The sequence below is a fragment of the Pseudoprimorskyibacter insulae genome, assembly GCF_900302505.1.
In the GTDB taxonomy this organism is placed as follows: Bacteria; Pseudomonadota; Alphaproteobacteria; order Rhodobacterales; family Rhodobacteraceae; genus Pseudoprimorskyibacter; species Pseudoprimorskyibacter insulae.
In genome coordinates, this window is sequence record NZ_OMOJ01000001.1 from 965187 (window position 1) to 989997 (window position 24811).

At 61.3% G+C, this 24811-nt stretch carries 26 protein-coding genes and 1 pseudogene; 14 read left to right on the forward strand and 13 right to left on the reverse strand.

The window, feature by feature from the left end:
* The first annotated feature begins 209 nt into the window (after nt 1-209).
* Together PRI8871_RS04895 and PRI8871_RS04900 are read left to right on the forward strand one after the other, a co-directional pair.
* Complete coding sequence (locus tag PRI8871_RS04895) at nt 210-533, forward strand: ArsC/Spx/MgsR family protein (protein WP_108885033.1); 324 nt, start codon at nt 210-212, stop codon at nt 531-533.
* A complete protein-coding gene (locus PRI8871_RS04900; protein ID WP_108885034.1) occupies nt 526-894 on the forward strand; it encodes a hypothetical protein in 369 nt (122 codons plus the stop codon). Before PRI8871_RS04895 ends, PRI8871_RS04900 begins: the two co-directional genes overlap by 8 nt.
* Here the strand turns inward: PRI8871_RS04900 and PRI8871_RS04905 are convergent.
* The 6 genes from PRI8871_RS04905 to PRI8871_RS04930 form a co-directional block, all read right to left on the reverse strand.
* Entirely contained in the window at nt 891-1433 is a 543-nt protein-coding gene (locus tag PRI8871_RS04905) for a DoxX family protein (RefSeq protein ID WP_108885035.1), read from the reverse strand. The genes PRI8871_RS04900 and PRI8871_RS04905 overlap by 4 nt on opposite strands.
* Nucleotides 1434-1438: 5 nt before the next feature.
* A complete protein-coding gene (locus PRI8871_RS04910; RefSeq protein WP_108885036.1) occupies nt 1439-2179 on the reverse strand; it encodes an HvfC/BufC N-terminal domain-containing protein in 741 nt (246 codons plus the stop codon).
* Complete coding sequence (gene bufB, locus PRI8871_RS04915) at nt 2176-3024, reverse strand: MNIO family bufferin maturase (RefSeq protein ID WP_108885037.1); 849 nt, start codon at nt 3022-3024, stop codon at nt 2176-2178. Before bufB ends, PRI8871_RS04910 begins: the two co-directional genes overlap by 4 nt.
* Nucleotides 3025-3119: 95 nt before the next feature.
* Complete coding sequence (locus PRI8871_RS04920; protein WP_108885038.1) at nt 3120-3422, reverse strand: BufA1 family periplasmic bufferin-type metallophore; 303 nt, start codon at nt 3420-3422, stop codon at nt 3120-3122.
* A gap of 299 nt (nt 3423-3721) precedes the next feature.
* Nucleotides 3722-4225, reverse strand: a complete 504-nt coding sequence (locus PRI8871_RS04925; RefSeq protein ID WP_108885039.1) for a hypothetical protein — start codon at nt 4223-4225, stop codon at nt 3722-3724.
* 108 nt (nt 4226-4333) lie between these two features.
* Nucleotides 4334-5059, reverse strand: a complete 726-nt coding sequence (locus tag PRI8871_RS04930) for a helix-turn-helix transcriptional regulator (RefSeq protein WP_108885040.1) — start codon at nt 5057-5059, stop codon at nt 4334-4336.
* An 86-nt stretch (nt 5060-5145) separates the two neighbouring features.
* Between PRI8871_RS04930 and PRI8871_RS04935 the strand changes: the two genes are divergently transcribed.
* Nucleotides 5146-5541: a RidA family protein gene (locus tag PRI8871_RS04935; RefSeq protein ID WP_108885041.1), complete on the forward strand. Its 396-nt coding sequence runs from the start codon at nt 5146-5148 to the stop codon at nt 5539-5541.
* A gap of 49 nt (nt 5542-5590) precedes the next feature.
* Here the strand turns inward: PRI8871_RS04935 and thrS are convergent, their stop codons facing one another.
* Nucleotides 5591-7537 (reverse strand): threonine--tRNA ligase, encoded by a 1947-nt coding sequence (gene thrS, locus PRI8871_RS04940; RefSeq protein WP_108885042.1) that lies wholly within the window; start codon nt 7535-7537, stop codon nt 5591-5593.
* Nucleotides 7538-7713: 176 nt separating this feature from the next.
* Here thrS and PRI8871_RS04945 point away from each other — a divergent pair, with 176 nt between their 5' ends.
* The 6 genes and pseudogenes from PRI8871_RS04945 to PRI8871_RS20210 form a co-directional block, all read left to right on the forward strand.
* On the forward strand, nt 7714-8454 hold the full coding sequence (locus PRI8871_RS04945) for an alpha/beta fold hydrolase (protein WP_108885043.1): 741 nt from the start codon (nt 7714-7716) through the stop codon (nt 8452-8454).
* Nucleotides 8455-8522: 68 nt separating this feature from the next.
* On the forward strand, nt 8523-8948 hold the full coding sequence (locus PRI8871_RS04950; protein ID WP_108885044.1) for a VOC family protein: 426 nt from the start codon (nt 8523-8525) through the stop codon (nt 8946-8948).
* A 17-nt stretch (nt 8949-8965) separates the two neighbouring features.
* Nucleotides 8966-9574, forward strand: coding sequence for a hypothetical protein (locus PRI8871_RS04955; RefSeq protein WP_108885211.1), 609 nt, complete (start codon nt 8966-8968; stop codon nt 9572-9574).
* Nucleotides 9575-9708: 134 nt separating this feature from the next.
* Nucleotides 9709-10635: a nuclear transport factor 2 family protein gene (locus PRI8871_RS04960; protein ID WP_181389378.1), complete on the forward strand. Its 927-nt coding sequence runs from the start codon at nt 9709-9711 to the stop codon at nt 10633-10635.
* Between the two features lie 108 nt (nt 10636-10743).
* Entirely contained in the window at nt 10744-11454 is a 711-nt protein-coding gene (locus tag PRI8871_RS04965; RefSeq protein WP_108885046.1) for an alpha/beta fold hydrolase, read from the forward strand.
* Between the two features lie 95 nt (nt 11455-11549).
* Nucleotides 11550-11636 (forward strand): annotated as a pseudogene (locus PRI8871_RS20210) (hypothetical protein); the annotation flags it as partial.
* 228 nt (nt 11637-11864) lie between these two features.
* Here the strand turns inward: PRI8871_RS20210 and PRI8871_RS04970 are convergent.
* The 5 genes from PRI8871_RS04970 to PRI8871_RS04990 form a co-directional block, all read right to left on the reverse strand.
* Nucleotides 11865-13688: a M3 family oligoendopeptidase gene (locus PRI8871_RS04970; RefSeq protein WP_108885047.1), complete on the reverse strand. Its 1824-nt coding sequence runs from the start codon at nt 13686-13688 to the stop codon at nt 11865-11867.
* 77 nt (nt 13689-13765) lie between these two features.
* Nucleotides 13766-15358: an ATP-dependent DNA ligase gene (locus tag PRI8871_RS04975; protein WP_108885048.1), complete on the reverse strand. Its 1593-nt coding sequence runs from the start codon at nt 15356-15358 to the stop codon at nt 13766-13768.
* Nucleotides 15355-16353, reverse strand: coding sequence for a ligase-associated DNA damage response exonuclease (locus PRI8871_RS04980; protein ID WP_108885049.1), 999 nt, complete (start codon nt 16351-16353; stop codon nt 15355-15357). Before PRI8871_RS04980 ends, PRI8871_RS04975 begins: the two co-directional genes overlap by 4 nt.
* 43 nt (nt 16354-16396) lie before the next feature.
* On the reverse strand, nt 16397-17362 hold the full coding sequence (locus PRI8871_RS04985; RefSeq protein WP_245897766.1) for an alpha/beta fold hydrolase: 966 nt from the start codon (nt 17360-17362) through the stop codon (nt 16397-16399).
* Complete coding sequence (locus PRI8871_RS04990; RefSeq protein ID WP_108885050.1) at nt 17359-17649, reverse strand: SCP2 sterol-binding domain-containing protein; 291 nt, start codon at nt 17647-17649, stop codon at nt 17359-17361. Before PRI8871_RS04990 ends, PRI8871_RS04985 begins: the two co-directional genes overlap by 4 nt.
* Nucleotides 17650-17770: 121 nt before the next feature.
* On the opposite strand from PRI8871_RS04990, the gene PRI8871_RS04995 reads away from it, so the two are divergent.
* The 5 genes from PRI8871_RS04995 to PRI8871_RS05015 all read left to right on the forward strand — a co-directional run bounded on the left by PRI8871_RS04995 (nt 17771) and on the right by PRI8871_RS05015 (nt 22864).
* On the forward strand, nt 17771-18286 hold the full coding sequence (locus PRI8871_RS04995) for a tetratricopeptide repeat protein (RefSeq protein WP_108885051.1): 516 nt from the start codon (nt 17771-17773) through the stop codon (nt 18284-18286).
* A gap of 25 nt (nt 18287-18311) precedes the next feature.
* Nucleotides 18312-21284 (forward strand): helicase-related protein, encoded by a 2973-nt coding sequence (locus PRI8871_RS05000; protein WP_108885052.1) that lies wholly within the window; start codon nt 18312-18314, stop codon nt 21282-21284.
* A complete protein-coding gene (locus PRI8871_RS05005) occupies nt 21285-21665 on the forward strand; it encodes an RNA-binding S4 domain-containing protein (protein ID WP_108885053.1) in 381 nt (126 codons plus the stop codon).
* Nucleotides 21666-21719: 54 nt separating this feature from the next.
* The gene (gene fdxA / locus PRI8871_RS05010; RefSeq protein ID WP_108885054.1) at nt 21720-22058 is read left to right on the forward strand and encodes a ferredoxin FdxA; all 339 of its coding nucleotides are present in this window, start codon (nt 21720-21722) and stop codon (nt 22056-22058) included.
* Nucleotides 22059-22357: 299 nt separating this feature from the next.
* Nucleotides 22358-22864, forward strand: a complete 507-nt coding sequence (locus PRI8871_RS05015) for a CarD family transcriptional regulator (RefSeq protein ID WP_108885055.1) — start codon at nt 22358-22360, stop codon at nt 22862-22864.
* Between the two features lie 48 nt (nt 22865-22912).
* On the opposite strand, the gene PRI8871_RS05020 is transcribed toward PRI8871_RS05015, so the two are convergent.
* Complete coding sequence (locus PRI8871_RS05020) at nt 22913-24784, reverse strand: monovalent cation:proton antiporter-2 (CPA2) family protein (protein WP_108885056.1); 1872 nt, start codon at nt 24782-24784, stop codon at nt 22913-22915.
* Nucleotides 24785-24811: the final 27 nt, after the last annotated feature.

The following is a 24811-nucleotide window of genomic DNA, read 5'->3' on the forward strand; positions in this document are numbered from 1 at the left end:
TTCATAGTCACTCATTTTGTTCTGCTGGCAGAACGCTGTGCCACCGTCGCCTTGGACGGGCCAGCATGGAGTGCATGCGGGGTTGCCCGACACGAATAAGACGAAGGTCGCAAAGGAAGGGTTGCACGTTGCGGGCAAAAAACAAGGGGAAGTCGCTCGTAAATGGGGTGTTTTGTGCTTATTTCCGGGGGACAAACCTGAGAGGTGCTATGAAACTGTACGGATTGAAGACCTGTGACACCTGCCGCAAGGCGCGCAAGGCCCTGCCAGAGCATGATTATGTCGATGTTCGCGATGATGGCGTGCCGCAGGATGTGCTGGCGGCGGCCTATGCGGCGCTTGGCGCGGATCTTCTGAACACTCGGTCGACCACATGGCGCGGCCTATCGGAGGCAGACCGGGCCCGCCCGGCGCTGGATCTGTTGGCCGACCATCCCACACTTATGAAACGCCCGCTGATTGAACAGGACGGCACGTTCTACCTTGGCTGGACCAAGGCAACCCAAGCGGCCTTGGGTGCGTCCGATGCGTAACGCGGCGCTGGTTCTGGGGGTCATCGCGGGCTGTTTCGGGATGCTGGTCGGGTTTTTTGGCTTTGGCTACACCGAACTGGCCCGCAGTTTTTCCGAGGTCGAAGAGGCATTCGGTATGTTCGACCGGCCCGGATTGGTGCGGGCGGTGTCGATTCTGTCGCCGCTGCTGGCGATTGCGGGCGGGGCGATGGCGAAAGCCCGCGCGCTTTGGGGCGGCGGGCTGCTGCTGCTCTCGGCTTTGGGGATGTACGCGGCCTTTGGCTTTAACGTGTTCACCATGTTCCCGATTGCCTTTGCCGGGCTAGGCGGGGTGCTGGCTATTGCCGCCGGAAAACCGGATGAGCCGAAGGCACATTTCTAGGCCGATTGGCCCGACAGGCGGCGGATCACGATGCTGTCTGCCGACAGCAAACCACCGCCCTTGATGACCAATGTCAGCAGGATAAACACCCAAAGCGCCCTTTGATCTAGGATCAACCCATCGGGCGCTTTGTCGAACCACGCGCCCAAGGTGCCGGGATGGTCAATCGCGCCGTGGCCGAACAGGTCGGTCAGGCTTTGGACAAAGATGAACCCGATCATCCCAAGCGCCGCCAGACGGGTCACCAGCCCCAAAAAGATCAGCGCAGGCAGGATGAATTCGGCCCAAGTGCCTGCCAGAACCACCAACGTTTGAAACGCGCCCAATTGCGAAGCGTCATAGCCCACCGCCTCCATCTGGCGGGGGAAAATCTGGGCATAGGCGCCAAGCGAGGGGCTGAACAACCCGCTGCCGATCTTGGTCAGGCCCGAAGCCCAGAAATACGGCAGCAAGACAGCGGCAAACAGAAACCGCGCCACCAGTGGGAGCAGCGGGTCAGCCCGGTTTGGCAGGGCGTAAAGTGCAAACAAACGGGTCATTCAAATCACTCCAGATCAATCGCGGTGATGCCGCCGCCTTGCAAAAGCAAGGTTAGCGTGGCGGCAAGGTCATGGTCGTCGCCTGCGGCCTCAATCGCCTGCGCGACGGGCAGGCCCTTGGCCAAGGCGGCCAGAAAAGATGCGCCATGGGCGGGCAGTTCGTGCGGTTCGGGATCAAAGGCGGGCCGCAGGATCAGCGCATCTTGCGGCGTGGCCGACGGGTGCTTCGATCCGGGGCGGGTCGCATAGCGCCACAGATCGACCACGGGCCAAGGCGACCGAACCAACCGCAGCGCAGGTGCAAGGCGCAGGCGGGCCTTGGACAAATTATCCTCGGTCAGTCGCTGAAACGTGGCCGGGTCAATCGGCGTGCTATCGGCGGCGTGGTAGGATTGGCGCAAGGCCAGTTCCAACTGCGCGACATCGGGCAAATAGCCCAAATGGGCCAACGGCGGGTGATTGGCCAGAAACTCGGGAAATCCCGCGCCATAAAGCGACAGAACCGGCGAGGTGGGGGGCGACTCACGCAGGTAAAGCCCTGCAATCGCGCGGAAGTTTTCCTCACCCAGTAGGGCGCGGATGGCCGGAAACCCGGTTTCCAGCGCTTCGGTCAGGCTGACGGCGACATTGTTGCGATAGACGGCGAACCGCCGACCGGCGGGGCGGCCCTGCCCATCGGTAAGCCCGCTTGGCACCGGCTGGTCCGCCTGTAGCAAGGCGGCGTGAAACTCTGACTGGCCGGTCATGCCAGCACCTGCAACGCGGCATCCGCGCGGGCGGCTTCGGCCTGAAGCACCGGCCATTCGGGCACATCTGTGTCCCATTCGATCAGGGTCGGCTTGGGGCCGGTCTGCGCCAGAACATGGGCCAGCAAGGCCCAAACCGGATCGGCCACCTCGCGCCCATGACTGTCAATCAGCAGGGGCGCGCCATGATCGTCATGGTCTTCGTCATGACCGCCAAGGTGAATTTCGCCGACGCATTCCGTCGGGAACGCATCGACATAGCTGCGCGGGTCGAACCCCAGATTGGTCGCCGAGACAAAGACATTGTTCACATCAAGCAGCAATCCGCAGCCCGTGCGCCGCGCAACCTCGCGCAGGAAATCCGGCTCGCTCCAAGTGCTTTCGGCAAAGGCCAGATAGCTGGAGGGGTTTTCCAGAAGCATCTGGCGGCCAAGCGTCGTTTGCACTTGGTCGATATGCGCGCAGATACGGGCCAGCGTGGCATCGGTATAGGGCAGGGGCAGCAGGTCATTCAGGAAATGGCTGTCATGGGTGGACCATGCCAGATGTTCGGAAAAGCTGGCTGGGTTCAGCCAGTCCATCAGATGTTTCAACCGGGCCAGATGGTTTGCATCAAGCGGGGCCTCGCCCCCAATCGACAGGCCGACACCATGGACGGAAATGGCAAAGCGTTCAGACAGATGGCGCAACTGTGCGAGCGGGCGGCCACCGGCCCCCATGTAATTCTCGGCATGGATTTCGAGCCAGCGGACGGGGCCTGCATCGCTCAGGATCTGGGCGTAATGCTGGGGTTTGTAACCTACGCCAGCGGCAAAAGGCAGGGGACGGGGCGGATTGTCGAACATGGCGGCCTCTGGCTTAGGGAACGGCAGGGCGGGGGCGCGCGGCATCTGCCGATGCCGCGCGATGTGGCTGGCCCCAAGGGCCAGCCACAGCCGGCTTATGCCGGCAGGTCGCGGGTCAGGGCCTCGAGCGATCCCATGCGGGCCTTGCCGTCTGCCATTGCGGGCAGTTCAATCGACGCGCAGGTGCCTGCGTCCACCAGCGTCCAGGCGTTGCCCTGATAATCGACGGTCGAGGTGCCAGCGCAGGTGGTGCCGGGGCCGGCGGCGCAGTCATTCTGACCGGCCAGCGAAACACCAAAGCACTTTTCCTGCTCGGCGGCGTTCGCGGCGGTGGTGTGACCTGCAACCGAGGCTGCAACGGCGCCCAGAAGGGCCAGGGTGTTCAGGGTTTTGGACATGTGAAATTCCTTTCGGATCTGAATGTTTGGATCGCTGTTTGTTGGCGATGACCAGATCCTGACGCCAAATCAGGCGGCAAGCCATTCACAGGCCCGTGCCTCACAAGTGCGTCAACGGCGGTGATTGGACGTGATGCCCGCGTGAAGAATTTCAGCCGTAATTCGCGGGAAAAAATCACAAGCCCGTCAGTTGGGTCGTAAAACGACCAGTGCTGCAATGCGGCAAGCATCGGCGTTGTAACAATCCAATTGGCGGCATTGGATCGCCGCAGGGAATTGTTACAAACGCCAGTGTTTCGTTACGCTGCCTTGGCGGGCGCGGAATGGTCCGTGGCGCGAAGAACGGTGATCACACGCCCAAGGAAAAAGCCAGACCCCATGCCTTTCAGCGCGGGGATCAGTGCCTTGGCGGGCAGGACTGCAATGGCATCCGGGGCAACGGCGGTCAGGATGCCTTCGCTGAAGTTGGTCCAGAAGATCAGCATCATCATGGCAATGCTCATCCATTCACCCTTGACGCTGACACGACCTGCACGCTTCCAGACCAGCGTTGTTCGCTGCTTACGGGCGCCGGCAAGCGCGCCCAACCCGTAGACCAAGCCAAAGCTGGCCCAAGTCGTCGCCTGATCGGGCATGGCCAGCAGGTTCGGCAGGCCGGTGAACGCCAGAAACGGCAGCAAGAACATCGGCCAAATCGCGCTTTCGCGGTCGCGGGAAGACAGGATACCAAGGGCGATCAGTAGGGCCAGAAGCGGCCAGACCCACAGCGGCGGGCCGGAGAGAATGCGTAGAAGAATGTCCATCGGTGCCCCAGAAGTGAATATGTTAAATAGATGAACATGCATTGCATGGGGGATGGGAGAAGGGAAGCGGTAACCGCTGCGCTAAACTGCCTCGTATGATGGTTCAGGTCAGGCCGTCCCGGTCATCTCACTAAACGGGCACACGTCGTCTTCGAAGGGGACGCGCCTTTTGCGGAAACTGGTGCCCTCAACCGCCATGGGGGCCGATATCCGGTCCATTCGGAAATGGCGGAAATCATCCCGCATCGGATCCCATCCGACCAAGTACCAAAGCGGGGGCAGGATCAGCATGGCCTGCGGTTCAACCCGGCGCGAGGTTTTGCGCCCTTTCGCGTCGGAATAGTCGAACTGGAACAACTGGCCTTGCAGAAACGCCGCTTCGAAGGCCGGTAGAAGCTCTGGGTCCATGGTCCCCATATTCGACAGGTCTTGCAGCGGTGATAAATGCCCGATGTGAAGGCATTCCAGCATCGCTCGAAGGTCTTTGACCTTATCGGCGGGCAAGGATTTTTCGATTTTGGCAAGGCCAGAGTCTGCGAGGGCCGCAAAAGGCAGGTTGCCCGTGATGCGCATGGACGCCACGCCAATCAACAGCGCGAACACCTCGGGCACGGTCAGGCGGGCGGCCTTTTGCATCGACTGTGGGTCAAGCTGAAGCCCGCCGCCGCGCCCCACGTCCGAGTGGATGACATAGCCTTCATCCCGCAAGGCGCAAATATCGCGCAGGACGGTGCGGCGCGATGCGCCGACCTCGTGGGCAAGGTCTTCAACGGTGGTTGTTCCAGCGCGGCGCAGGCTGCGGACGATGGCGTCTTGGCGGATACGAATGTTCATGAAACCAGCCTAGCACAAATGGTGACAAGTTTTGGCACTGTTTGTCCCTATACCGATTTCAACACAGTCAAACAGGAGACAGCACAATGGAACGGACCGCAGTAAACCCTTGGGATTGGTCGCTAAAGCTGGGATACAATCAGGCCGAAATCATTGAGGGGGCCAAGCGTCAGGTGACCTGCGCGGGGCAAACCGCCGTCGATGGAAACGGGGTGCCGCAATGCGCAGGCGATATGCGTGGTCAGATCGCTTTGGCCTTGGATAATCTTGAGGCGGTTTTGGCCAAGGCCGGGATGGACCTGAGTAACGTCACACGCTTGGGTGTTTATGCCACGGATGTGGATGAGGCGCTGAAGAACTTCGATCTGCTGGGAATGCGGTTTGGCCCGCATAACGCCGCGCCGCCGATGACCTTGCTGGGCGTCACACGATTGGCCATCCCCGGATTGATGTTTGAGATTGAGGCAACCGCAGCGGATTAAACAAAAAAGGCGGCCCTTGGGGCCGCCTTTTCGCATTGCTTGAAACGCTTCAGCGCATATCCGGCGGGGTCGATTCCGCCGCGAGGTTTGCGACGATCTCGTCAAGGGTGGCGACCGCCGTCTGTTTCTCGCCAAGGCGGCGGACGGTGACGGTGCGCTCTTCGACTTCGCGGTGACCGATGGCCAGAATGACCGGCACTTTGCCCAGCGAATGTTCACGGACCTTGTAGTTGATCTTCTCGTTGCGGATGTCGGCCTCGGCGCGGACGCCAGCCTTGCGCAGCGTTTCCACGACTTCGGCCACATAGTCATCGGCTTCCGACACGATCGAGGCCACAACCACCTGACGCGGAGCCAGCCAGAAGGGCAGTTTGCCCGCGTGTTCTTCGATCAGGATGCCGATGAAGCGCTCAAAGCTGCCCAGAACGGCACGGTGGAGCATCACGGGGCGGTGCTTGGCGCCATCGGCCCCAACAAATGTTGCGTCAAGACGCTCGGGTAGGTTCGGGTCAACCTGAAGCGTGCCGCACTGCCACTGACGGCCGATGGCGTCGGTCAGGGTGAATTCCAGTTTGGGACCGTAGAATGCGCCTTCGCCTTCCTGAATTTCATACTCATACCCTGCGGCCTTACAGGCATTGCCAAGGGCGGCTTCGACGCGATCCCAGCTTTCTTCGCTGCCGATCCGCTTTTCGGGCCGGGTCGAGAGCTTGATCGTCCAGTTGTGGAAGCCCAGATCGGCGTAGATCTTCGACAGGAAGGTGATGAACTTGGCCGTCTCAAACTCGATCTGATCGTCGGTGCAGAAAATATGCGCATCGTCCTGTGTAAAGCCTCGCACGCGCATAATGCCGTGCAACGCGCCTGACGGCTCATAACGGTTGCACGAGCCGAACTCGGCCATGCGCAGCGGCAGATCGCGATAGGATTTCAGACCTTGGTTGAACACCTGCACGTGGCAAGGGCAGTTCATTGGCTTCAGGGCGTTGATAGTCTTTTCGCGGGCGTGGTCTTCGTCCACTTCCACGATGAACATGTTTTCCTGATAGTTTTCCCAGTGACCCGAGGCTTCCCACAGTTTGCGGTTCACCACCTGCGGGGTGTTCACCTCGACATAGCCGTCGCGATCTTGCTGGCGGCGCATGTAATCTTGCAGCGTGGTGTAGATTTTCCAGCCGTTCGGGTGCCAGAAGATCTGGCCGGGGGCCTCTTCTTGCATGTGGAACAGGTCCATTTCGCGTCCCAGCTTGCGGTGGTCACGCTTGGCGGCCTCTTCCATCATGATTTCCCAAGCCTTCAGATCCTTGCGGTTCTTGAACGCCACGCCGTAGATGCGCTGAAGCATCGGGCGCGTGCTGTCGCCAAGGAAATAGGCGCCGGCCACATGGGTCAGCTTGAAGGCGTCGGCGGGCAATTGGCCGGTGTGCTGAAGGTGCGGGCCACGGCACAGATCCTGCCAGTCGCCGTGCCAGTACATGCGGATATCTTCGCCCTCGGGGATGCGGTTGACCAGCTCCACCTTGAAAGGCTCGCCTGCCTCTTCGTAGTACTTGATGGCGTCTTCGCGCTTCCAGACCTCGGTTTTCACCGCGTCACGGGCGTTGATGATGTCCTTCATGCGGGCTTCGATCTGGCCCAGATCTTCGGGCGTGAACGGCTCGGCGCGGTCGAAGTCATAGAACCAGCCCTGATCGCGGATCGGGCCAATGGTGACTTTGACATCCGGCCAGATCTCTTGCACGGCGCGGGCCATGACGTGGGCCAGATCGTGACGGATCAGCTCTAGCGCGGGTTCATCGTCCTGCATGGTGTAGATCGAAACCTGCGCATCTTCGGTGATCGGCCATTGCAGATCCCAATGCGCGCCGTTCACAGCGGCAGAAATGGCCTTTTTGGCCAACGACGGAGCGATGGAGGCTGCGACCTCGGCAGGGGTGATACCTGCGTCGTACTCGCGCGAATTGCCATCGGGGAATGTGAGGGAAATCTGTGCCATCTTGGCTTTCCTCGTCAGTTTGGCGCCCACGGAACGCCCGGTTGCGGGTATATGGTTCGCGCGCCTTGTGGCCCTGTGTGAATGCGCTGTCAAGCGCGGCGGGGCTTTGGGCGTTTTTCTCTTGGCCTGCGGGGCATGGGCGCTATGGTCAGCCCAAAGCAACAGCCGGAAACCCCATGACCGATATCCAGTATCTCGACAGCCCCCACGGACGCCGCCTTGCCTATGCCCATACCGCCGGGCAGGGGCCGACCATCGTGTTCCTGTCGGGCTATAAATCCGACATGGAGGGCACCAAGGCCGTGCATCTTGAGGCATGGGCCAAGGCGCAGGGCCGCGCGTTCCTGCGGTTGGACTATTCGGGCCACGGCATTTCCTCGGGCGTGTTCGAAGAGGGCTGCATCGGTGATTGGGCGCAAGACGCGCAGGATATCATCGAGGCGGTAACAACGGGGCCCGTGGTTCTGGTCGGATCCTCCATGGGCGGCTGGATCAGCTGTATCCTGACCCGCCGTTTGGCCCGCGTTGTGGGCTTTGTCGGCATCGCGGCTGCGCCCGATTTCACCGAAGACGGGTTCTGGAACGGTTTCACCGATACCCAAAAGGCCGAGGTGATGGAGCAGGGGCAAACCGCGCTGCCTTCAGACTACGGCGATCCCTACATCGTCACGCGCCGCCTGATCGAGGACGGGCGCAAGCAACTGGTGCTGCGCAGTTCGCTGCCCATGCCGTATCCCGTACGCTTGGTGCTGGGCACCGGCGATACCGCCGTTTCGGTGGACGTGGGCCTGCGCCTGCTGAGCCACATCGACGGGCCGGATGTTCGCCTCAATCTTATCAAAGACGCCGATCACCGCCTGTCAGAACCGTCCGAGTTGAAGGCGATTGAGGCCGCGCTGACCGAGGTTCTGGGCTAACCACCACGCTTGCGCGTTTCCGCTTTGTTCCTTAGCTTGGGCGCATATTTCAAGCGAAAGGAATTCAGATGGACCAGCGGATTAGCCTTGTAACCTTGGGCGTCGCCGACATGGATCGCGCGGCGGCGTTTTACGATGCGCTGGGCTGGGTGCGGGTCGAGTCACCTGATGGGGTGATTGCCTATGACCTGATCGGCCAGACGCTGGGCCTGTATCCGATTGCCAAACTGGCCGAGGATCTGGGCCTGCCCGCAGCGGCATTGGGCCATGGGGCTGCGACCTATGCCTATAACGTGCGCGAACAGGGCGATGTGGCCGCCGTTCTGGCCAAGGCCGAGGCCGCGGGGGCCAAGATCCTCAAGCCAGCACAAGATGTGTTCTGGGGCGGGCATCACGGGTTCTTTGCCGATCCCGATGGCCATATCTGGGAAATCGCCTATAACCCGTTCTCGCCTTTGGGTGACGACGGCGCGTTCCGCTGGAACGGCTACTGATGCAGCGCCCTCGCAGCATGTGGAGCCTTGAGACGCTGGGCCGTGTGCGGCTGTCGCGTCACTTCTACATGCGCGAGTTTCTGTATTCCGAGATCGGCAATTTTCACGCCCAGCCCAATATCCCCGACATCCCCGATCTGGCGATTGAGCGGGGGCGAGCCTTTTGCGAAGCGCTGCTTGATCCCCTGCAAGAAACCTTCGGGCGGGTGTTTGTCCGCTCGGGCTATCGCAGCGCGGCGCTGAACGCTTTTGGCAATGAACACGGGCTGAATTGCGCGCGCAATGACTATCCGTTGGAATGCCACATCTGGGATCGGCCCGAAGTGCCGGTTGCCGGGGCCTCGATCGTGATCCCGTGGTTTGCCGACCAATATGAACGCGGGCGTGATTGGCGTGATCTGGCGTGGTGGGTGCATGACCATCTGCCGTACTCCGAGATGTTCTTTTTCCCAAAGCTTTGCGCCTTCAATCTGGCATGGCGGCCCGAGCCGATGCGCCGGATCGACAGCTATATCGCGCCCAAAGGCTGCCTTTTGCGGGCCGGGACCGCGCCCGATGAGGCGCCCGAGGCGCGTAAAGCCCGCTACGCCGATTTTCCGGTGTTTCGCGGCATTGAAACCCCATGAGTGGGTGGACACCCTCAAGCTGAAACAATACCGTATTGGTTGAATTATCTGCCATCGGCTACCGTCGATGGTAACAGATGCCACGCGCCCGTTCCTATTTTGGGCCGACTGGCACGGCGATGAACGGAGGGCGGATGGGCCGCACAAGAACGGCGACCGAGGATCTGCTGGCTCGGATCGAGCAGACATGGCTGCGGCGCGATCTGGGGCAACGCCTGTTAGTGCTGTCGCACCCCGAGGCGCGTTTGGCCTCAGACTGGGGGATGGTGTCGGATCCCGGCGAAGCGGAACTTGCCCTGCTGCCGCTGTTACAGGCCATGCCGGACCTGTCTTTGATGACCGAAGATCTGTTTCCCGCCGATGGCGGCGTGGCGGCCCGATTTTTGCTGTCCGGTCGGCACGATGGCGAGGGGCCGATGGGGGTGCCGACGGGCCAAGCGGTTTGGTTCCGGGCCGGGGCCGCGGCTTTGCTGACCGGTGGCCGGGTGGCGGCGGCGTTTGTTGTGCAGGATCAGGCGGCGCTATTGGCCCAGATCGGCATCGACGCCTGCGACTATGCACGGCACTTGGTGGGCGATTTGCCCCCGGCAGGCCCGCCCGATCTGGAGCTGGCCTTGCCGGGCGGGGCTGCTGGACAATGGGGGCAGGTCTGGGGCGAAATCGTCCAAAGCCTGCTGACAGACGGGCCCGCAACCATCGACGCGCAATATGACCCGGCCTGCCTGCTGGATGCGCCGGGCGGGATCCGCGCCCACGGGCGGCGCGATGTGGCCGACCATTGGGTGCAATTGCGGGCGGCCTTCCCATCGGCGCGGTTGCGCGTCCTTCAGGCGATTGGCCGCGAAGACCGCCTGATGCCCCCGCGCGCCAGCGTTCTTTGGCGGCTGGAGGGGCGGCACGACGGCTGGGGCGCTTTTGGCGAACCGACCGGGGCAACGGTGCACGTCACCGGCCTGTCGCAAGCCGAATTCGGCCCGGACGGGGTGCGCCGCGATGTGGTGCTATACGACCCGTTGGCGATTTGGGCGCAAATTCATCGCCATACCGGCCTTGGCGACTAAGTGTCTGAATTCGTGCTGGCCCTTGGGGTTTGGTCTGTTAACATACTTTCGATAGGTGGGGTGCCGGCCGCGGGTTAAATCGCGGCGGCGGGAAATAACGGACATTCAATGCTTGAACCTGTGGTCTTGATTCCGGGGTTGCTGTGCGATGCGCGGCAATTCTATCCGCAGGTCGTGTCCTTGGGGCTGGAACGCTGCGTGACCATCGCGCCGCTGGGCCAAGGCGAACGGATAGAGGAAATCGCCACAGACATTCTTGCCGCACTGCCGCCGCGTTTTGCGCTGATGGGGTGGGATCTGGGGGCCTTGGTCGCCATGGAGATCCTGCGCCGCGCCCCTGACAAGGTATCGCGCATCGCCCTGAGCGGGGCGCATCCGCTGACCGAAACGCCGCAAGTCTCGGCCGAACGTGAACCGATCATCATTAAGGCCAAGGCCAATGGGCTAGAGGCCGCAATGTTGCAGGTTATGGCCGGGATCAACACCGCCGAGGCCGCGCCGCGTCAGGATATCATCGATCTGATGATGGATATGGCCCGCAGCCAAGGCCGTGATGCGCTGATCCGGCAGTTGCGCGCCAAACAACGCCGCCGCGATCAACAGGCCACCCTGCGTCGCTGCCGCCTTCCGGCAATGGTGCTGTGCGGGGCGGAAGCCACGGATAGCGCGCGCAAACGTCATCGGTTTATGGCCGATCTGTTTCACCATTGCGAATATCGTGAAATTCCCGGTGCCGCTGATTTGCCAATGCTGGAGGCATCTGGCGCCTTTACCGCCGCCCTGCGCGATTGGCTGCGCCAGCCTTTGGTCCTGCGATAAGCAGAATTCTGCTGAGGCAGTTTTTCGGGCCAGTGAATTTGACATGCCGCGCCGCGTTTGCGCCCCTTTGATCATATTTTAAAGGGTTTTTAGCGATGGCTATTATCAAATGTACTAAAAACAACGACACGCTGAAAGGCACCTCGGGCGCTGACACGCTTTCGGGTCTGGCGGGCGCTGATCGACGGGGGCGATCTGTCGACGCTGACCCTGTGCATCGATGCGTTGGATTACGATTTGCTGCTGTGACGCGGCTGGCCAGCGCCGCGCTTTTGGGCAGGCGTTGGCGATGCGTATTTATTCAAGAGGAGACGCAGGGGACGCGGCGCTATCTGGGCCGCGTTCCTTTGTTTTTCAGGGGGCGGTGGGTTCAAAACCCACCCTACGGCGGCAGGGTGGGTTTGAAAGGTTCAGTCTTCCATCGCTTCCAGTTCGTCGATGAAGCCCGAGATCATGCTAAGGCCCTTGTCCCAGAAGGCCGGATCGGTCGCATCAAGGCCGAAGGGGGCCAGAAGATCGGTGTGATGCATCGAACCGCCCGCTTTGAGCATGTCGAAGTACTTGTCCTGGAAGCCTTCGGGCGCGGCCTCATAGGCGGCGTAAAGGGCGTTCACCAGACCATCGCCAAACGCGTAGGCATAGACATAGAACGGCGAGTGGACGAAGTGGGGGATATAGGCCCAGAAGGTTTCATAGCCTTCCATGAAGTCGAACACCGGGCCAAGGCTTTCGGCCTGAACGCTCATCCATAGGGCGTTGATGTCTTCGGGTGTTAGCTCTCCGCCGCGGCGGGCGTCGTGGAGTTTGCACTCAAAGTCATAAAACGCAATCTGGCGGACGACCGTGTTGATCATATCCTCGACCTTGCCGGCCAGCATCACCTTACGCTCGGCCTTGTCTTTGGCTTTGGCCAGCATGGCGCGGAAGGTCAGCATTTCGCCGAACACGGACGCAGTCTCGGCCAGCGTCAGCGGGGTTGAGGCCAGCATTTCGCCTTGTCCTGCGGCCAGCACCTGATGCACGCCGTGGCCCAGTTCGTGGGCCAGCGTCATCACATCGCGCGGTTTGCCGAGGTAGTTGAGCATCACATAGGGGTGCACATCGGTGACAGTGGGATGAGCAAAGGCACCGGGGGCCTTGCCCGGTTTCACGCCTGCATCGATCCAGCCTTTGGTAAAGAACGGCTCGGCAATCTCGCCCATGCGTGGGTCAAAGCCGTTGTAGGCGTCCATCACCGTGGCGCGGGCTTCTTCCCAACCGACAGTGCGGGTGGATTCCATCGGCAGGGGCGCGTTGCGATCCCAGACCTGCATGGTCTCAAGCCCCAACCACTTGGCTTTCAGTGCGTAATAGCGGTGTGACAGCTTGGGATAGGCGGCTACCACGGCGTTGCGCAGGGCCTCAACCACTTCGGGCTCTACGTCGTTCGACAGGTGGCGGCCGGTTTGCGCGGTTGGCATCCCGCGCCAGCGGTCAAGGATTTCCTTTTCCTTGGCTTGGGTGTTGTGCACGCGGGCAAAGATCTTGATGTTTTCACCAAAGACGCGGGCCAGTTCATGAGCCGCCGCTTCGCGCTTGGAGCGGTCTTGCTCCGTCAGGAAGTTCAGCGTGCCTTCGATGTTATGCTCTTCGCCGTCGACCTCAAAGGTCAGGCCCGCGATGGTTTCATCGAACAGGCGTTCCCACGCATCGCCCACAACGCCCAGATCGTGCAGGAATTTCTCCATCTCGTCGGACAGCTGATAGGGCTTCATCGCGCGGATGCGGTCAAAGGCCTTTTTGTAGCGGGCCAGATCGGCATTGGCGGCAAACAGGCCGTCAAGCTGATCGTCGGGCAGGCGGTTCAGTTCCAGCGTGAAGAACACCAGCGGCGTGGTGAAATTGGTGATCTTTTCCTGACAATCGGCCATGAACTTGGCGCGCTCGCCATCGACGGTCAGCTGGTAATAGCGCAGGCCCGCATAGGACATGATGCGCCCCGCGACGCCTTCGATTTTTTCGTGGCGCTGGATCAGGGTCAACAGGCCCGGCGCATCCAGATCGGCCAGCTTGCCTTCGTAATCCTCGGCGAACTTGGCACAGGCCGTTTCCAGCCAGTCCAGATCGCGCTTGACCTCGGGCGCGTCGGGCGCGGTGTAAAGGTCGGACAGATCCCATTCCGGCAGATCGCCAAGATCCTTCCCCCCCGCAGAGGCATTGGCGTCGAAAACCGGGGGCTTGGGGAAGTGGCGCATGGAAGTCTCCTGTAATTCGTTTGACCAACAGATAGGGCCGCGAGGCGGGGCAGGGCAAGGGGCAGGCGGGGGATTGCCTAGCTGTAAGCGGTCAGAAGAGCGCGCAAATCGTCGATTGTGTTCGCCTCCGATGCCGGTTTGTCCTGCCGCCAGCGCGACATACGCGGAAAGCGCAGCGCCAGCCCCGATTTGTGGCGGGGGCTTTCGTGGATGCCTTCGAAGGCAATTTCAAACACCAACTCGGGTGCGACCTGACGTACAGGGCCGAACCGCTGGCGGGTGTTCTTGCGCACCCAAGCGGTGATCTTGCCGAAGTCTTCGTCGGTCAGGCCGGAATAGGCCTTGGTGAAGGGCACCAGCGTGTCGCCATCCCAGACGGCAAAGGTGAAGTCGGTGAACAGGTTTGCGCGGCGGCCATGCCCCGACTGGGCGTAGATCATCACCGCATCAATCACCATCGGATCGAGCTTCCATTTCCACCAGTCGCCCTTTTTGCGGCCAACCTGATAGGGGCTGGACCGGCGTTTGAGCATCAGCCCTTCGGCGCGCGCGTCGCGGGCGGCGGCGCGGATCGCGGCCAGGTCGGCCCATGTGTCGAACGGAATGACCGGCGACAGGCGCACGGGTGCGGTGTTGGGCAAGGGGGCCAAAAGCGCCTCCAACGCGGCGCGGCGGCCCGCCATCGGGGCATCGCGCAGGTCTCGGCCCTCCAGTTCCAGCAGGTCATATGCCAAAAACACCACCGGCGCGTCGCGCAGCAGCTTTTTCGGCACGGTCTTGCGCCCGATCCGCTGTTGCAGCGTGTTGAACGGCAGGGGCGCGGTGCCATCCCAAGCCACAATCTCGCCGTCCAGCACGGAGCCGGGGGGCAGGAAATCACGGGCGGCGATCAGTTCGGGAAACCGGTCGGTGACCAGTTCTTCGCCGCGCGACCAAACGAAATGCTGCCCGCCGCGCAGCACCAACTGCCCCCGGATGCCATCCCATTTCCATTCGGCTTGCCAGTCGGCGGGGTCGCCCAGTTCCTCGGGGGCGGTTTCCAGACCATAGGCCAGATAGAACGGATAGGGGCGCGACAGGTCGGCCCCGTTATCCTGTGCCTCGATCAACGCGTGGAAGGTGGTCGTGTCGGGAGTCCAGTTGCCCATCAGGCGCAGGGCGATTGCGGGCTCTTCCTGCCCCGTGGCTTGGGCCAGCGCGCGGGTCATCAGTTTTTGGCTGACACCCACGCGAAACCCTCCTGTGATCAGCTTGTTGAACAGGAACCGTTCGGCAGTATCCAACTGATCCCACGCCGCCAGAATATGCGCCTTTCGCGTGTCCAGATCCTCAGACGCCAGGGCCTTGAGGTCTGTGATCCACTGGTGCAGAGGTTTGTTGGCGATGGCACTGGGGGGCGGCAGGATCAGGGCGATGGTCTCGGCCAGATCGCCAACAATGGGATAGCTTTCCTCAAGCAACCAAAGGGGCAGTCCCGCCGCCTCGGCGGCCCATTCGCGCAACTGCGTGGTTGTCACCGCCCGTTTCGGACGGCGACCCGAGAATAGCGCGATGGTCCAAAGTTTGTCGGGGTCGCTGGCGGTGCGGAAGTAACCCGCCAACGCGGCGGTTTTGACCGTTGTCTTGGTGCTTTGGTCAATAGCTTGGAACAGGGCGGCAAAGTCTTTCATGCCTCCTCCTCCTCAGTGCCGAATTCGGTCGGCACGGCCTCGGCCTGATAGCCTTGCTCGGACAGCCAACGGGTGAAAATGTCGGTATATCCGTGGGTCGGGAAAATCCGTTCGGCCCCGGTTTCGCGGATGGCGGTCATCAGTTCGGTGAAATCGGCATGGTCGGACAGCACAAAGCCCCGGTCCATGGCCCGCCGCCGCCGGATGCCCCGGATTTGCATCCAGCCGCTGGCAAAGCCGGTGGAGGCCGCCCCGAACCGTCGCGCCCAAGCTGACCCCAGCGCTGAGGGCGGCGCGATGACGATCGCGCGAGGGTGGGTTTTGGCCGAATGCGCATCGGTGACCAGTTCGGTTGCGGGAAGGGGCAGGCCTTGGGCGCGCAAAACAGCATTGGTGTTTTCGACCGCGCCATGGGTCAGGATCGGGCCGATGGATGGATCAAGCAGTGCCAGAAGCCGCTGCGCCTTGCCCAACGAATAGGCCCCGAGCATCGACACCCGGCCAAGGGCGGCATTGGCGGCCCACCATGCGTTGATCTCATCCGCGACCTCGGATTGCGGGCGCCAGCGGAACACGGGCAGGCCAAAGGTGCATTCGGTGATAAAGGCATGACAGCGCACGGGTTCAAACTGTTCAGACAGCCCATCCGGCCCCAGTTTGTAATCGCCGGACACGGCCCAGACCTGCCCGCCCACCGAAACCCGAACCTGAGCCGAGCCGGGCAGGTGACCTGCGGGATGAAACGACACAGTTGCGCCGCCAATGGTCTGCGGCACGCCATAGGCCAGCGTCTGGACATCAATCGCGCCCAACCGGTGGCGCATCACCGGTGCTGTGCCGGGGGTGGCCAGATAGCGGCGGTGCCCCGCGCGGGCGTGGTCAGAATGGGCGTGGGTGATGACGGCACGGTCCACCGGTCGCCATGGGTCGATATGGAAATCGCCAGCAGGGCAATAGATGCCATTAGGGGTAAAGGTCAGGACCGGATCACGCATGGCGCTGAGGGTAGCGCCGAAATTCGCCGCGGCCAGCGCGAATTCAGGCGCTGCGTGCGTTTGCGGGGGCGGCTTGGGCCTGAAGATAGCCGAGGCTGCGGTCCACCATCGCGCGGCGCAAGTCGTAATGCTCCATCAGCATTTCGTGGCGTCCGCCGGGGATCTGCTCCAGCGTGCCGCCCGGCCAATGGGCCATCCGGTCGCGAATGCGATCCGCATCGACAATCGCTTCGTCCGAGCCGAGCCATGTGATGCAGGGCATATTGGGCGAGGGGCGGCGCGACAGGGCCTTGCTATCGGACAGGGCCTGATACAGCCAGCGCAGGCTTGGCCCGCCAAGGCCAAGATCCGGCTGCGCCAAGACGTGACTGCGCATGTAGTCATACATGTCGCGGTCGCGCGTTAGCTTGTTTTCACTGAAATCTTCGGTGATCAGTTGGCTTTCAGGTTTGGTGCTGGGGGCGAATGCCGACCCGCACCCGATTTGCGAGGCACACAGCCCGATCGTCCAAGCCACCGGTCGCAGTGCTTGCGGCAGTTGAATGCCCCACATCGGTGCCGAGAAGATGCAGCCTTCGACCGGCAGACCTTCCATCGCGGCGCGCAGGCCGATGGCCCCGCCCATGGAATGCGCCAACAGATACCACGGGCGCGGCAGGTTCAGCGCCTGGGCGGCAGCGACCATAGCGGCCACGTCCATCTGATAGTCAATGAAATGTTCGACATGGCCGACATTGCGGTTCGAGGTCAGGCGATCCGCCAGACCTTGCCCACGCCAGTCAATCGCCAGTACGTCATAGCCGTGATCGGCGAAGTCTTTGGCATTGCGGCCATATTTTTCGATGTATTCCGTCCGGCCCGGAAACAGCAGGATCGTCCCGCGCCCTGTGGCGGATGGGAAGTGACCGACGCGCACCCGCACACCGTCTTCGGTGCGCAACCAATATCCGCGGGCCCCTTCGGGACCGTCGGCCAAATCAGCAAACAAGGGCGCGTCGGACAGAATCATGACAGAACGCCACCCAATTTCATCGCGGTTCCCATATCACCATCAACCGACAGTTTGCCGGTCATGAAAGCTGCGGTCGGGTTCAAGTCGCCTTCCAGCATCGCTTGGAAGGTTTCGGCATCGGCAGAAAGGGTCACGTCAGTCTCATCATCTGCGGCTCGGGCGCCGTTGCCGTCGACAACGATGGACCCTTCGCCTTCAATCTCAAATTTGGCGCTGCCGTCGAAACCGTCGCCACCCAGCTTTGCATTCAGGGCAGCCACGGCTGCGTTCAGAACTTCACTCATATGCGCTCTCCTTTAGAAATATATGCGGCTGGAATTTCCGCATTTGTGCGCTACATTTGAAGTTATGAGGACGACAGCCCGTTTTTTCAAACGTACCGTTGCGACACACCTGACGGTAGTCATGATTTCCCTACTTCCGGGAAACGTCAGCGCCCAACAGGGCGCGACTGTAGAAGATTTGTTGTCTGAATTGCGCAATTCTGAGGCAGCGCAGGCCGACCGGATAGAACGGCGGGTGATGGACGCATGGTCCAAATCGGGCTCTGCCGCGATGGATCTTTTGCTCAAACGCGGGCGCGATGCGCTTGAGGTGCGGGATCTGGACGCGGCCATCGACCATTTCACCGCGCTCACCGATCATGCGCCGGATTTCGCCGAAGGCTGGCACGGGCTGGCGCTGGCTTATTTTCAGTCCGAACTGTTTGGCCCTTGCCTTGATGCGCTGGAACATACGCTGGCCCTCAATCCCAACCATTTTGGCGCATTGCGTGGCATTGGTGCACTCTATGAACATCTGGGGCGGCCAGAACTTGCATACCGGGCCTACCAGCTAGTACTGAACATTCACCCGCACGATTCCGACGTTCTGGAGGCGGTGAAACGGCTCGAACCGCTGGCCCGTGGGACGATGCTTTAGGCAGACTGGCTAAGGATTGGTCACCATGGTGCAACCCAAGCGGATCGCGGCCGTTCTTGGCCCGACCAATACTGGCAAGACGCATTACGCGATTGAGCGGATGCTAGGTTATCGCACCGGCATGATCGGCTTGCCGCTGCGGCTGCTGGCGCGCGAGGTCTATGACAAGATCGTTGCCATCAAAGGCCCGTCGGTGGTCGCGATGGTGACAGGCGAAGAACGGATCGTCCCGCCCCGCGCGGCCTATTGGGTCTGCACGGTTGAGGCGATGCCCGAAGGCATGGGCACCGATTTCGTCGCAATCGATGAAATCCAGCTTTGCGCCGATCCTGAACGCGGCCATGTGTTCACCGACCGTCTGCTGCGGATGCGCGGCACACATGAAACGCTGTTTCTTGGGTCCGACACAATGCGCGGCCCGATCTCGGCACTGGTGCCGAATGTCGAATATCTGCGCCGCGAACGCATGAGCCAACTGGCCTATACCGGCTCGAAAAAGATCAGCCGTTTGCCGCCACGAACGGCAATCGTTGGGTTCTCGGTGGATAATGTCTACGCCATTGCCGAACTGCTGCGCCGCCAGAAAGGTGGGGCGGCGGTGGTCATGGGCGCGCTTAGCCCGCGCACGCGCAACGCGCAGGTCGCGCTCTATCAGAATGGCGAGGTGGATTATCTGGTCGCAACCGATGCCATCGGCATGGGGCTGAACCTTGATATCGACCACGTGGCCTTTTCATCGCTGACCAAGTTCGACGGACGCCGGATGCGCCCGCTGGCCCCGAATGAGCTGGCCCAGATCGCCGGGCGGGCCGGGCGCGGCATGTCACACGGCACCTTCGGCGTGACCGGTGAGGCAAGCCCGCTGCCCGATGAGGTGGCCGATGCGATCTGCAACCACCGCTTTACCCCGCTGAAAAAGCTGAACTGGCGCAATGCGGCGCTGTCCTTCGGGTCGGTCGAGACGCTGATTCATTCGTTGGAACAATCGCCGCAGAACGACATTCTGGTCCGGGCGCGGGATGCCGATGACCTGCTGACACTGAAAGATCTGTCGCGCGATCATGAGGTCATGGCCCGCGCCTCTAGCCCCGCATCGGTGCAATTGCTGTGGGACACCTGCCGCATTCCCGATTTCCGGGGAATCAGTCACGGCGAACATTCCGCACTGGTGGGGGTGATCTTTGGTCATCTGCATCAAAGGGGAACGGTTCCCGATGACTTTTTGGCGCGGCAAGTTCAAAGGATAGATAGGACAGATGGCGACATTGACACATTGTCGAAACGTCTGGCCTATATTCGCACGTGGACATATGTCGCGCAGCGCAAAGGATGGGTTGGCGACGAAATGCATTGGCGCGACAGGACTCGCGCTGTAGAAGACAGGCTGTCAGACGCTCTGCATGAACGTTTGACTCAGAGATTTGTTGACCGGCGCACATCTGTGCTGTTGCGGCGGTTGAAGCAGAAGGAGGCCCTTTTGGCCGAAGTGAATGACAAAGGTGAGGTGACCGTCGAAGGAGAATTCGTCGGTCGGCTTGAAGGGTTCCGGTTCCGCCAGGACAAAGATGCAACCGGGCAAGAGGCCAAGACGCTGAAAACAGCGTCGCTTCAGGCGCTTGCACCGCATTTCCACCTGCGCGCGGATAAGTTCTACAACGCGCCGGACACAGAAATCGACTTCACCGAACAGGGCGGCCTGATGTGGGGCGAACAGGCGGTGGGCAAGCTCGCTGCTGGCGACGATCCGCTGAAGCCGCGCGTTGTGGCCTTTGTCGATGACGAAGCAGGTGCGGACGTGGCTCAGAAGGTGCAGCGCCGTTTGCAGCACTTCATCGACCGCAAGATCGCATCGCTGTTCGAACCTCTGCTGAACATCCAAAAAGACGAAACCCTGACCGGCCTTGCGCGTGGCTTTGGCTATCGTCTGATCGAATCAATGGGCGTCGTGACCCGTGCTGACGTGGCCGATGAGGTCAAATCGCTGGATCAGGAATCGCGCGGCGCGCTGCGCAAGCATGGCGTGCGCTTCGGTCAGTTCACCATTTTCATGCCGCTGCTGCTAAAACCCGCTCCGACGCGTCTGCGCATCGTGCTGTGGTCGCTGGCCAATGGTCTGGACGAATTCCCCGAAGCACCGCCTCCGGGTCTGGTGACGGTTCCGAACATCGAAGGCACCCCTGCGGCGCATCACACGATTTCGGGCTATCGCGGGGCAGGGGCCCGTGCGATCCGCATCGATATGCTGGAACGTCTGGCAGACATGCTGCGCAGCGAAGACAGCCGTGGCGGCTTTGAGGCCAAGGCCGATATGCTGTCGATCACCGGTATGACGCTGGATCAGTTCGCCGATCTGATGCAGGGCCTTGGCTATCGCGCCGAAAAGGGCGAACGCGCGAAGGTACGCCCGGTTGACGCCGTTGTGACCGAAACGTCGGAACCGGCGCAGGACGCCCCGGTGATGGATGCGGCGCAGCAGGTGGAAAACACGCCTGCCGCTTCGGCTGATGTGGCTGACGCCCCGGCGGCAGCGGATGTTCCCGAAGGCGTGGAAGGCATTGAGGATGCGGGCGCAGCCCCCATCGCCGAAAGCCAGCCCGAAGGCGCTTTGGACGACAATATCCCCGAGGCCGCAGAAGGTGATCTGCTGCCGGGCGACGCGCCCGATGCAGGTATCGCCGGCCCCGAGATGGAGGCGTTCTATACCTTCACATGGGGTGGCAACCGTGGCGGCCAGCGCGGCGGCAACCGTCGTCAGGGCGGCGAAGGTGGCCAGCAGCGCCGCGGCGGCGGTCAGGCCGACCGCAACCAACCGCGCGGCGAGCGTGGGGATCGCGGCGACCGTGGTGGCTTTAAGGGCAAAGGCAAGGGCGGCAAGCCGAAGGGCAAACCGCGCGATCAAGGCCCCAAAACCTATGAGGCCCGCCCGCCCAAGAAGGAAAAGCCCATCGACCCGGACAACCCGTTTGCCGCGCTGATGGGGCTGAAGGGCAAGCTCTGAGTGTCTGACGGGGTGTCCAAACTCCGAATCGACAAATGGCTCTGGCATGCGCGTTTTTTCAAGACGCGCAGCCTTGCCGCCAAGATCGTTTCGGGTGGACACGTTCGCGTCAACGGAAACCGCATCGCCAAGCCTGCCGTCACGGTCGGGCCTGGCGATGTTCTGACTTTCGCCCAAGCCAATGACGTCCGGGTGATCCGCGTTTTGGCCCTTGGTGAACGGCGCGGCCCGGCGCCTGAAGCGCGCACGCTTTACGATGATCTGGATCCGCCAAAGCCGCGCGAAGCGCAGCCACAAGCGCCCAAATATGAGGGCGGCGGCAGACCGACCAAGCGCGAACGTCGTAAGCTGGACGAAACGCGCACCCTACCGCTTGAATGATCCGCCCGGACGGTCTAGCTAGTCCCAGACTCGCTTGAGAGGGAAATTGAACCCATGACCTATGTCGTCATCGACAACTGCATTGCCTGTAAATACACCGACTGTGTTGAGGTGTGTCCCGTAGACTGCTTCTATGAAGGCGAAAACATGTTGGTCATTCATCCTGATGAATGCATCGACTGTGGTGTGTGCGAACCGGAATGCCCTGCGGATGCGATCCGTCCGGACACTGAGCCGGACATGGAAAAATGGGTGGAATTCAACCGCAAGTATTCGGAACTGTGGCCGGTTATCATCAGTAAGAAAGATCAGTTGCCCGAAGCCGAAGAACGCGATGGCGAACCGGACAAGCTGAATAAATACTTCTCCGAAGCACCTGGCGAAGGCGGATAAGCTCTGATTCGCTCGTGAAAGGCGGCTTGGCCAGTTCTAGGGCAGGCCGCAATCCATCGAAAACGGGTTAAACCGTTGAATTTTAGCGCGGAACTGCGGCTGCCATGCGATGACGCTGGAAGTCAACCGCGTTTTGTGTTATACTCGGCCTACACTATAGAACACCATGCGCCCGAAGGTTCGGGCGTGCTGCCGGGGGTTGCTTACCAGAACACGGTCTAGGGATGTACGGGAATACGTGGTATTTCCGACGTCCCTTTTGTCGCCCCCGAAATGGTGAGCTGCGAGGAAGAAACTGAATGACAAAGAAAAAATCCGAATTCCGCCCGAACGATTACGTGGTGTACCCGGCGCATGGCGTCGGTCAGATCATGTCGATCGAGGAGCAGGAAATCGCCGGCATCACGCTGGAACTGTTTGTGATCTCCTTCGAAAAAGACAAGATGACCCTGCGCGTTCCGACGCATAAGGCCACCGAAATTGGCATGCGTTCGCTCAGCTCGCCCGATGTGGTCAGCCAGGCGATGAAAACCCTGAAGGGCAAAGCCAAGGTCAAGCGCGCGATGTGGTCGCGCCGCGCTCAGGAATATGAACAGAAGATCAACTCGGGCGATCTGATTGCCATCGCAGAAGTCGTCCGCGACCTGCACCGTGGCGACGATCAGCGCGAACAAAGCTATTCGGAGCGCCAGCTTTATGAAGCCGCGCTTGAGCGTTTGACCCGCGAAGTGGCCGCCGTATCCGGTGGCGACGAAGTGGCCGCCGCCAAGCAGGTGGACGATGTGCTGATTTCGCGCGCCGCCTAAGCCGCGCCTCTGCCAGATCGTTTAAGGCCGCCCAGTGGGCGGCCTTTTTTATGATGGGCTTTCGTTCTGGGTGTCCAGCGCCGTCATCAGCGCGATCTCCAGTTCCTTTTCCAACTCAATCGTGCGGGCCACATAGGCGTCGTTTTCCCCGGTGGCCCGGTTCGGATCCCAGACCTTGGCCAATTCGCGCACGGCATAGCGGTCGTGGTGGAAGAAGGTCTTTTCCGCCTGCGCCGCTTCCCATTCGCTCAGGCCAATGTTTTCCAGCACATAGCGCCCCGCCCGCAGCGAGCTGTCGAAAAGTTCGCGGACAATGTCATCGGCCCCGACTTTGTAGAGTTGATACACGTGCTGACGGTCGCGGGCCCGCACGATGATGTGCAGATCCGGGCGCAGTCGCCGCGCATAGCCGCATAGCTTGGTGGCAGCGGCGGGGTTGTCCAGGGCGATGACCAGCACCCGCGCGGTTTCCAACCCGGCGGCATGTAGCAGCTCAGGGCGCGTGGGATCGCCGAAGAACCCTTTGACCCCGAACCGGCGCATCAACTGGATGGTGCGCAGGTCATGGTCCAAAACTACGGTCTTAAAGCCCGCAGACCGCACCATACGGTTGACGATCTGACCAAAGCGGCCAATCCCGGCGATGATGACAGGGCCTTGTTCGTCGATCTCGTCGGGGGTTTTGTCCTCGGATGTGTCTTTCATGCGCTTGGACAGCCAGTCGTACAGGATGAACAGCAGCGGCGTGATCAGCATCGACAACGCGACCACCAGCAGCAGCTTTTCGGCCAGTGGCGTGGGCAGGACATGCAGTTGCAGCGAAAAGGAGATCAGCACAAAGCCAAATTCCCCAGCCTGCGCAAGGCCAAGGGTGAATAGCCATTGATCGCGGCGGCGCAGACCAAAGGCCCGGCCCAGCCCATAGAGCACCGCCGATTTCAGCAAGATGACCCCGACGGCCAAGCCAATGATCTCGGCCGGGCTGCGCAGCAAGACGTTGAAATCAATGCCCGCGCCGACGGTGATAAAGAACAGGCCCAGCAGCAGCCCCTTGAAGGGTTCAATGTCTGATTCCAGCTCGTGCCGGAATTCGCTGTTGGCCAGAACCACGCCCGCCAAAAAGGTGCCAAGGGCCGGGGACAGGCCGACCAGCAACATCAGAAATCCGATGCCCAGCACGATCAGCAGCGCCAGCGCGGTGTACATCTCGCGCAGGTGGGCTGCGTGGATATAGCGGAAAATGGGCCGCGACAGGTAAATCCCCGCAAGGATGATCGCCGCAATCGCGCCAAGCGTCACCAGAGTCACGCCCCAGCCTGGCAGACCCTCGACCAGTGACATGGTGGCGTGCGAATCCGCTTCGGGCAGGTTGCGCTGAATCGATCCATCCGCCGCCAGCGTCGGACCCTGCGCAACGGCCAGCAGCGGCAGCAGAACCAAGATCGGGATCACCGCGATATCCTGCGTCAGCAGCACCGAAAAGGCTGACCGCCCGCCACTGGTTTGCATTAGGCCCTTTTCGCTGAGGGTTTGCAGAACGATCGCGGTGGAGGACAGCGCAAAGATAAACCCAACCGCCAGCGACGTCTGCCACACATAGCCCAAGGCCATGGCGGCGAACATGACAAGAACGGTCGTCACGACGATTTGCAGACCGCCCAGCCCCAGCAATTTGTGCCGCATGTCCCATAAGGCACGCGGTTCAAGCTCTAGCCCGATGATGAAAAGCATCATCACCACGCCGAATTCGGCAAAGTGCTGAAGGTCAGTTGTATGAGACACCAGCCCAAGCGCGGGGCCGATCACAATCCCGGCCAACAGGTAGCCAAGGACCGATCCAAGCCCAAGCCGCGAAGCGATGGGAACAGCGATGACCGCAGCCATCAGGTAAACAGAAGCCTGAAACAGAAATTCTTGCATAGGGGACCAAATAAGAACGTTCCCTAT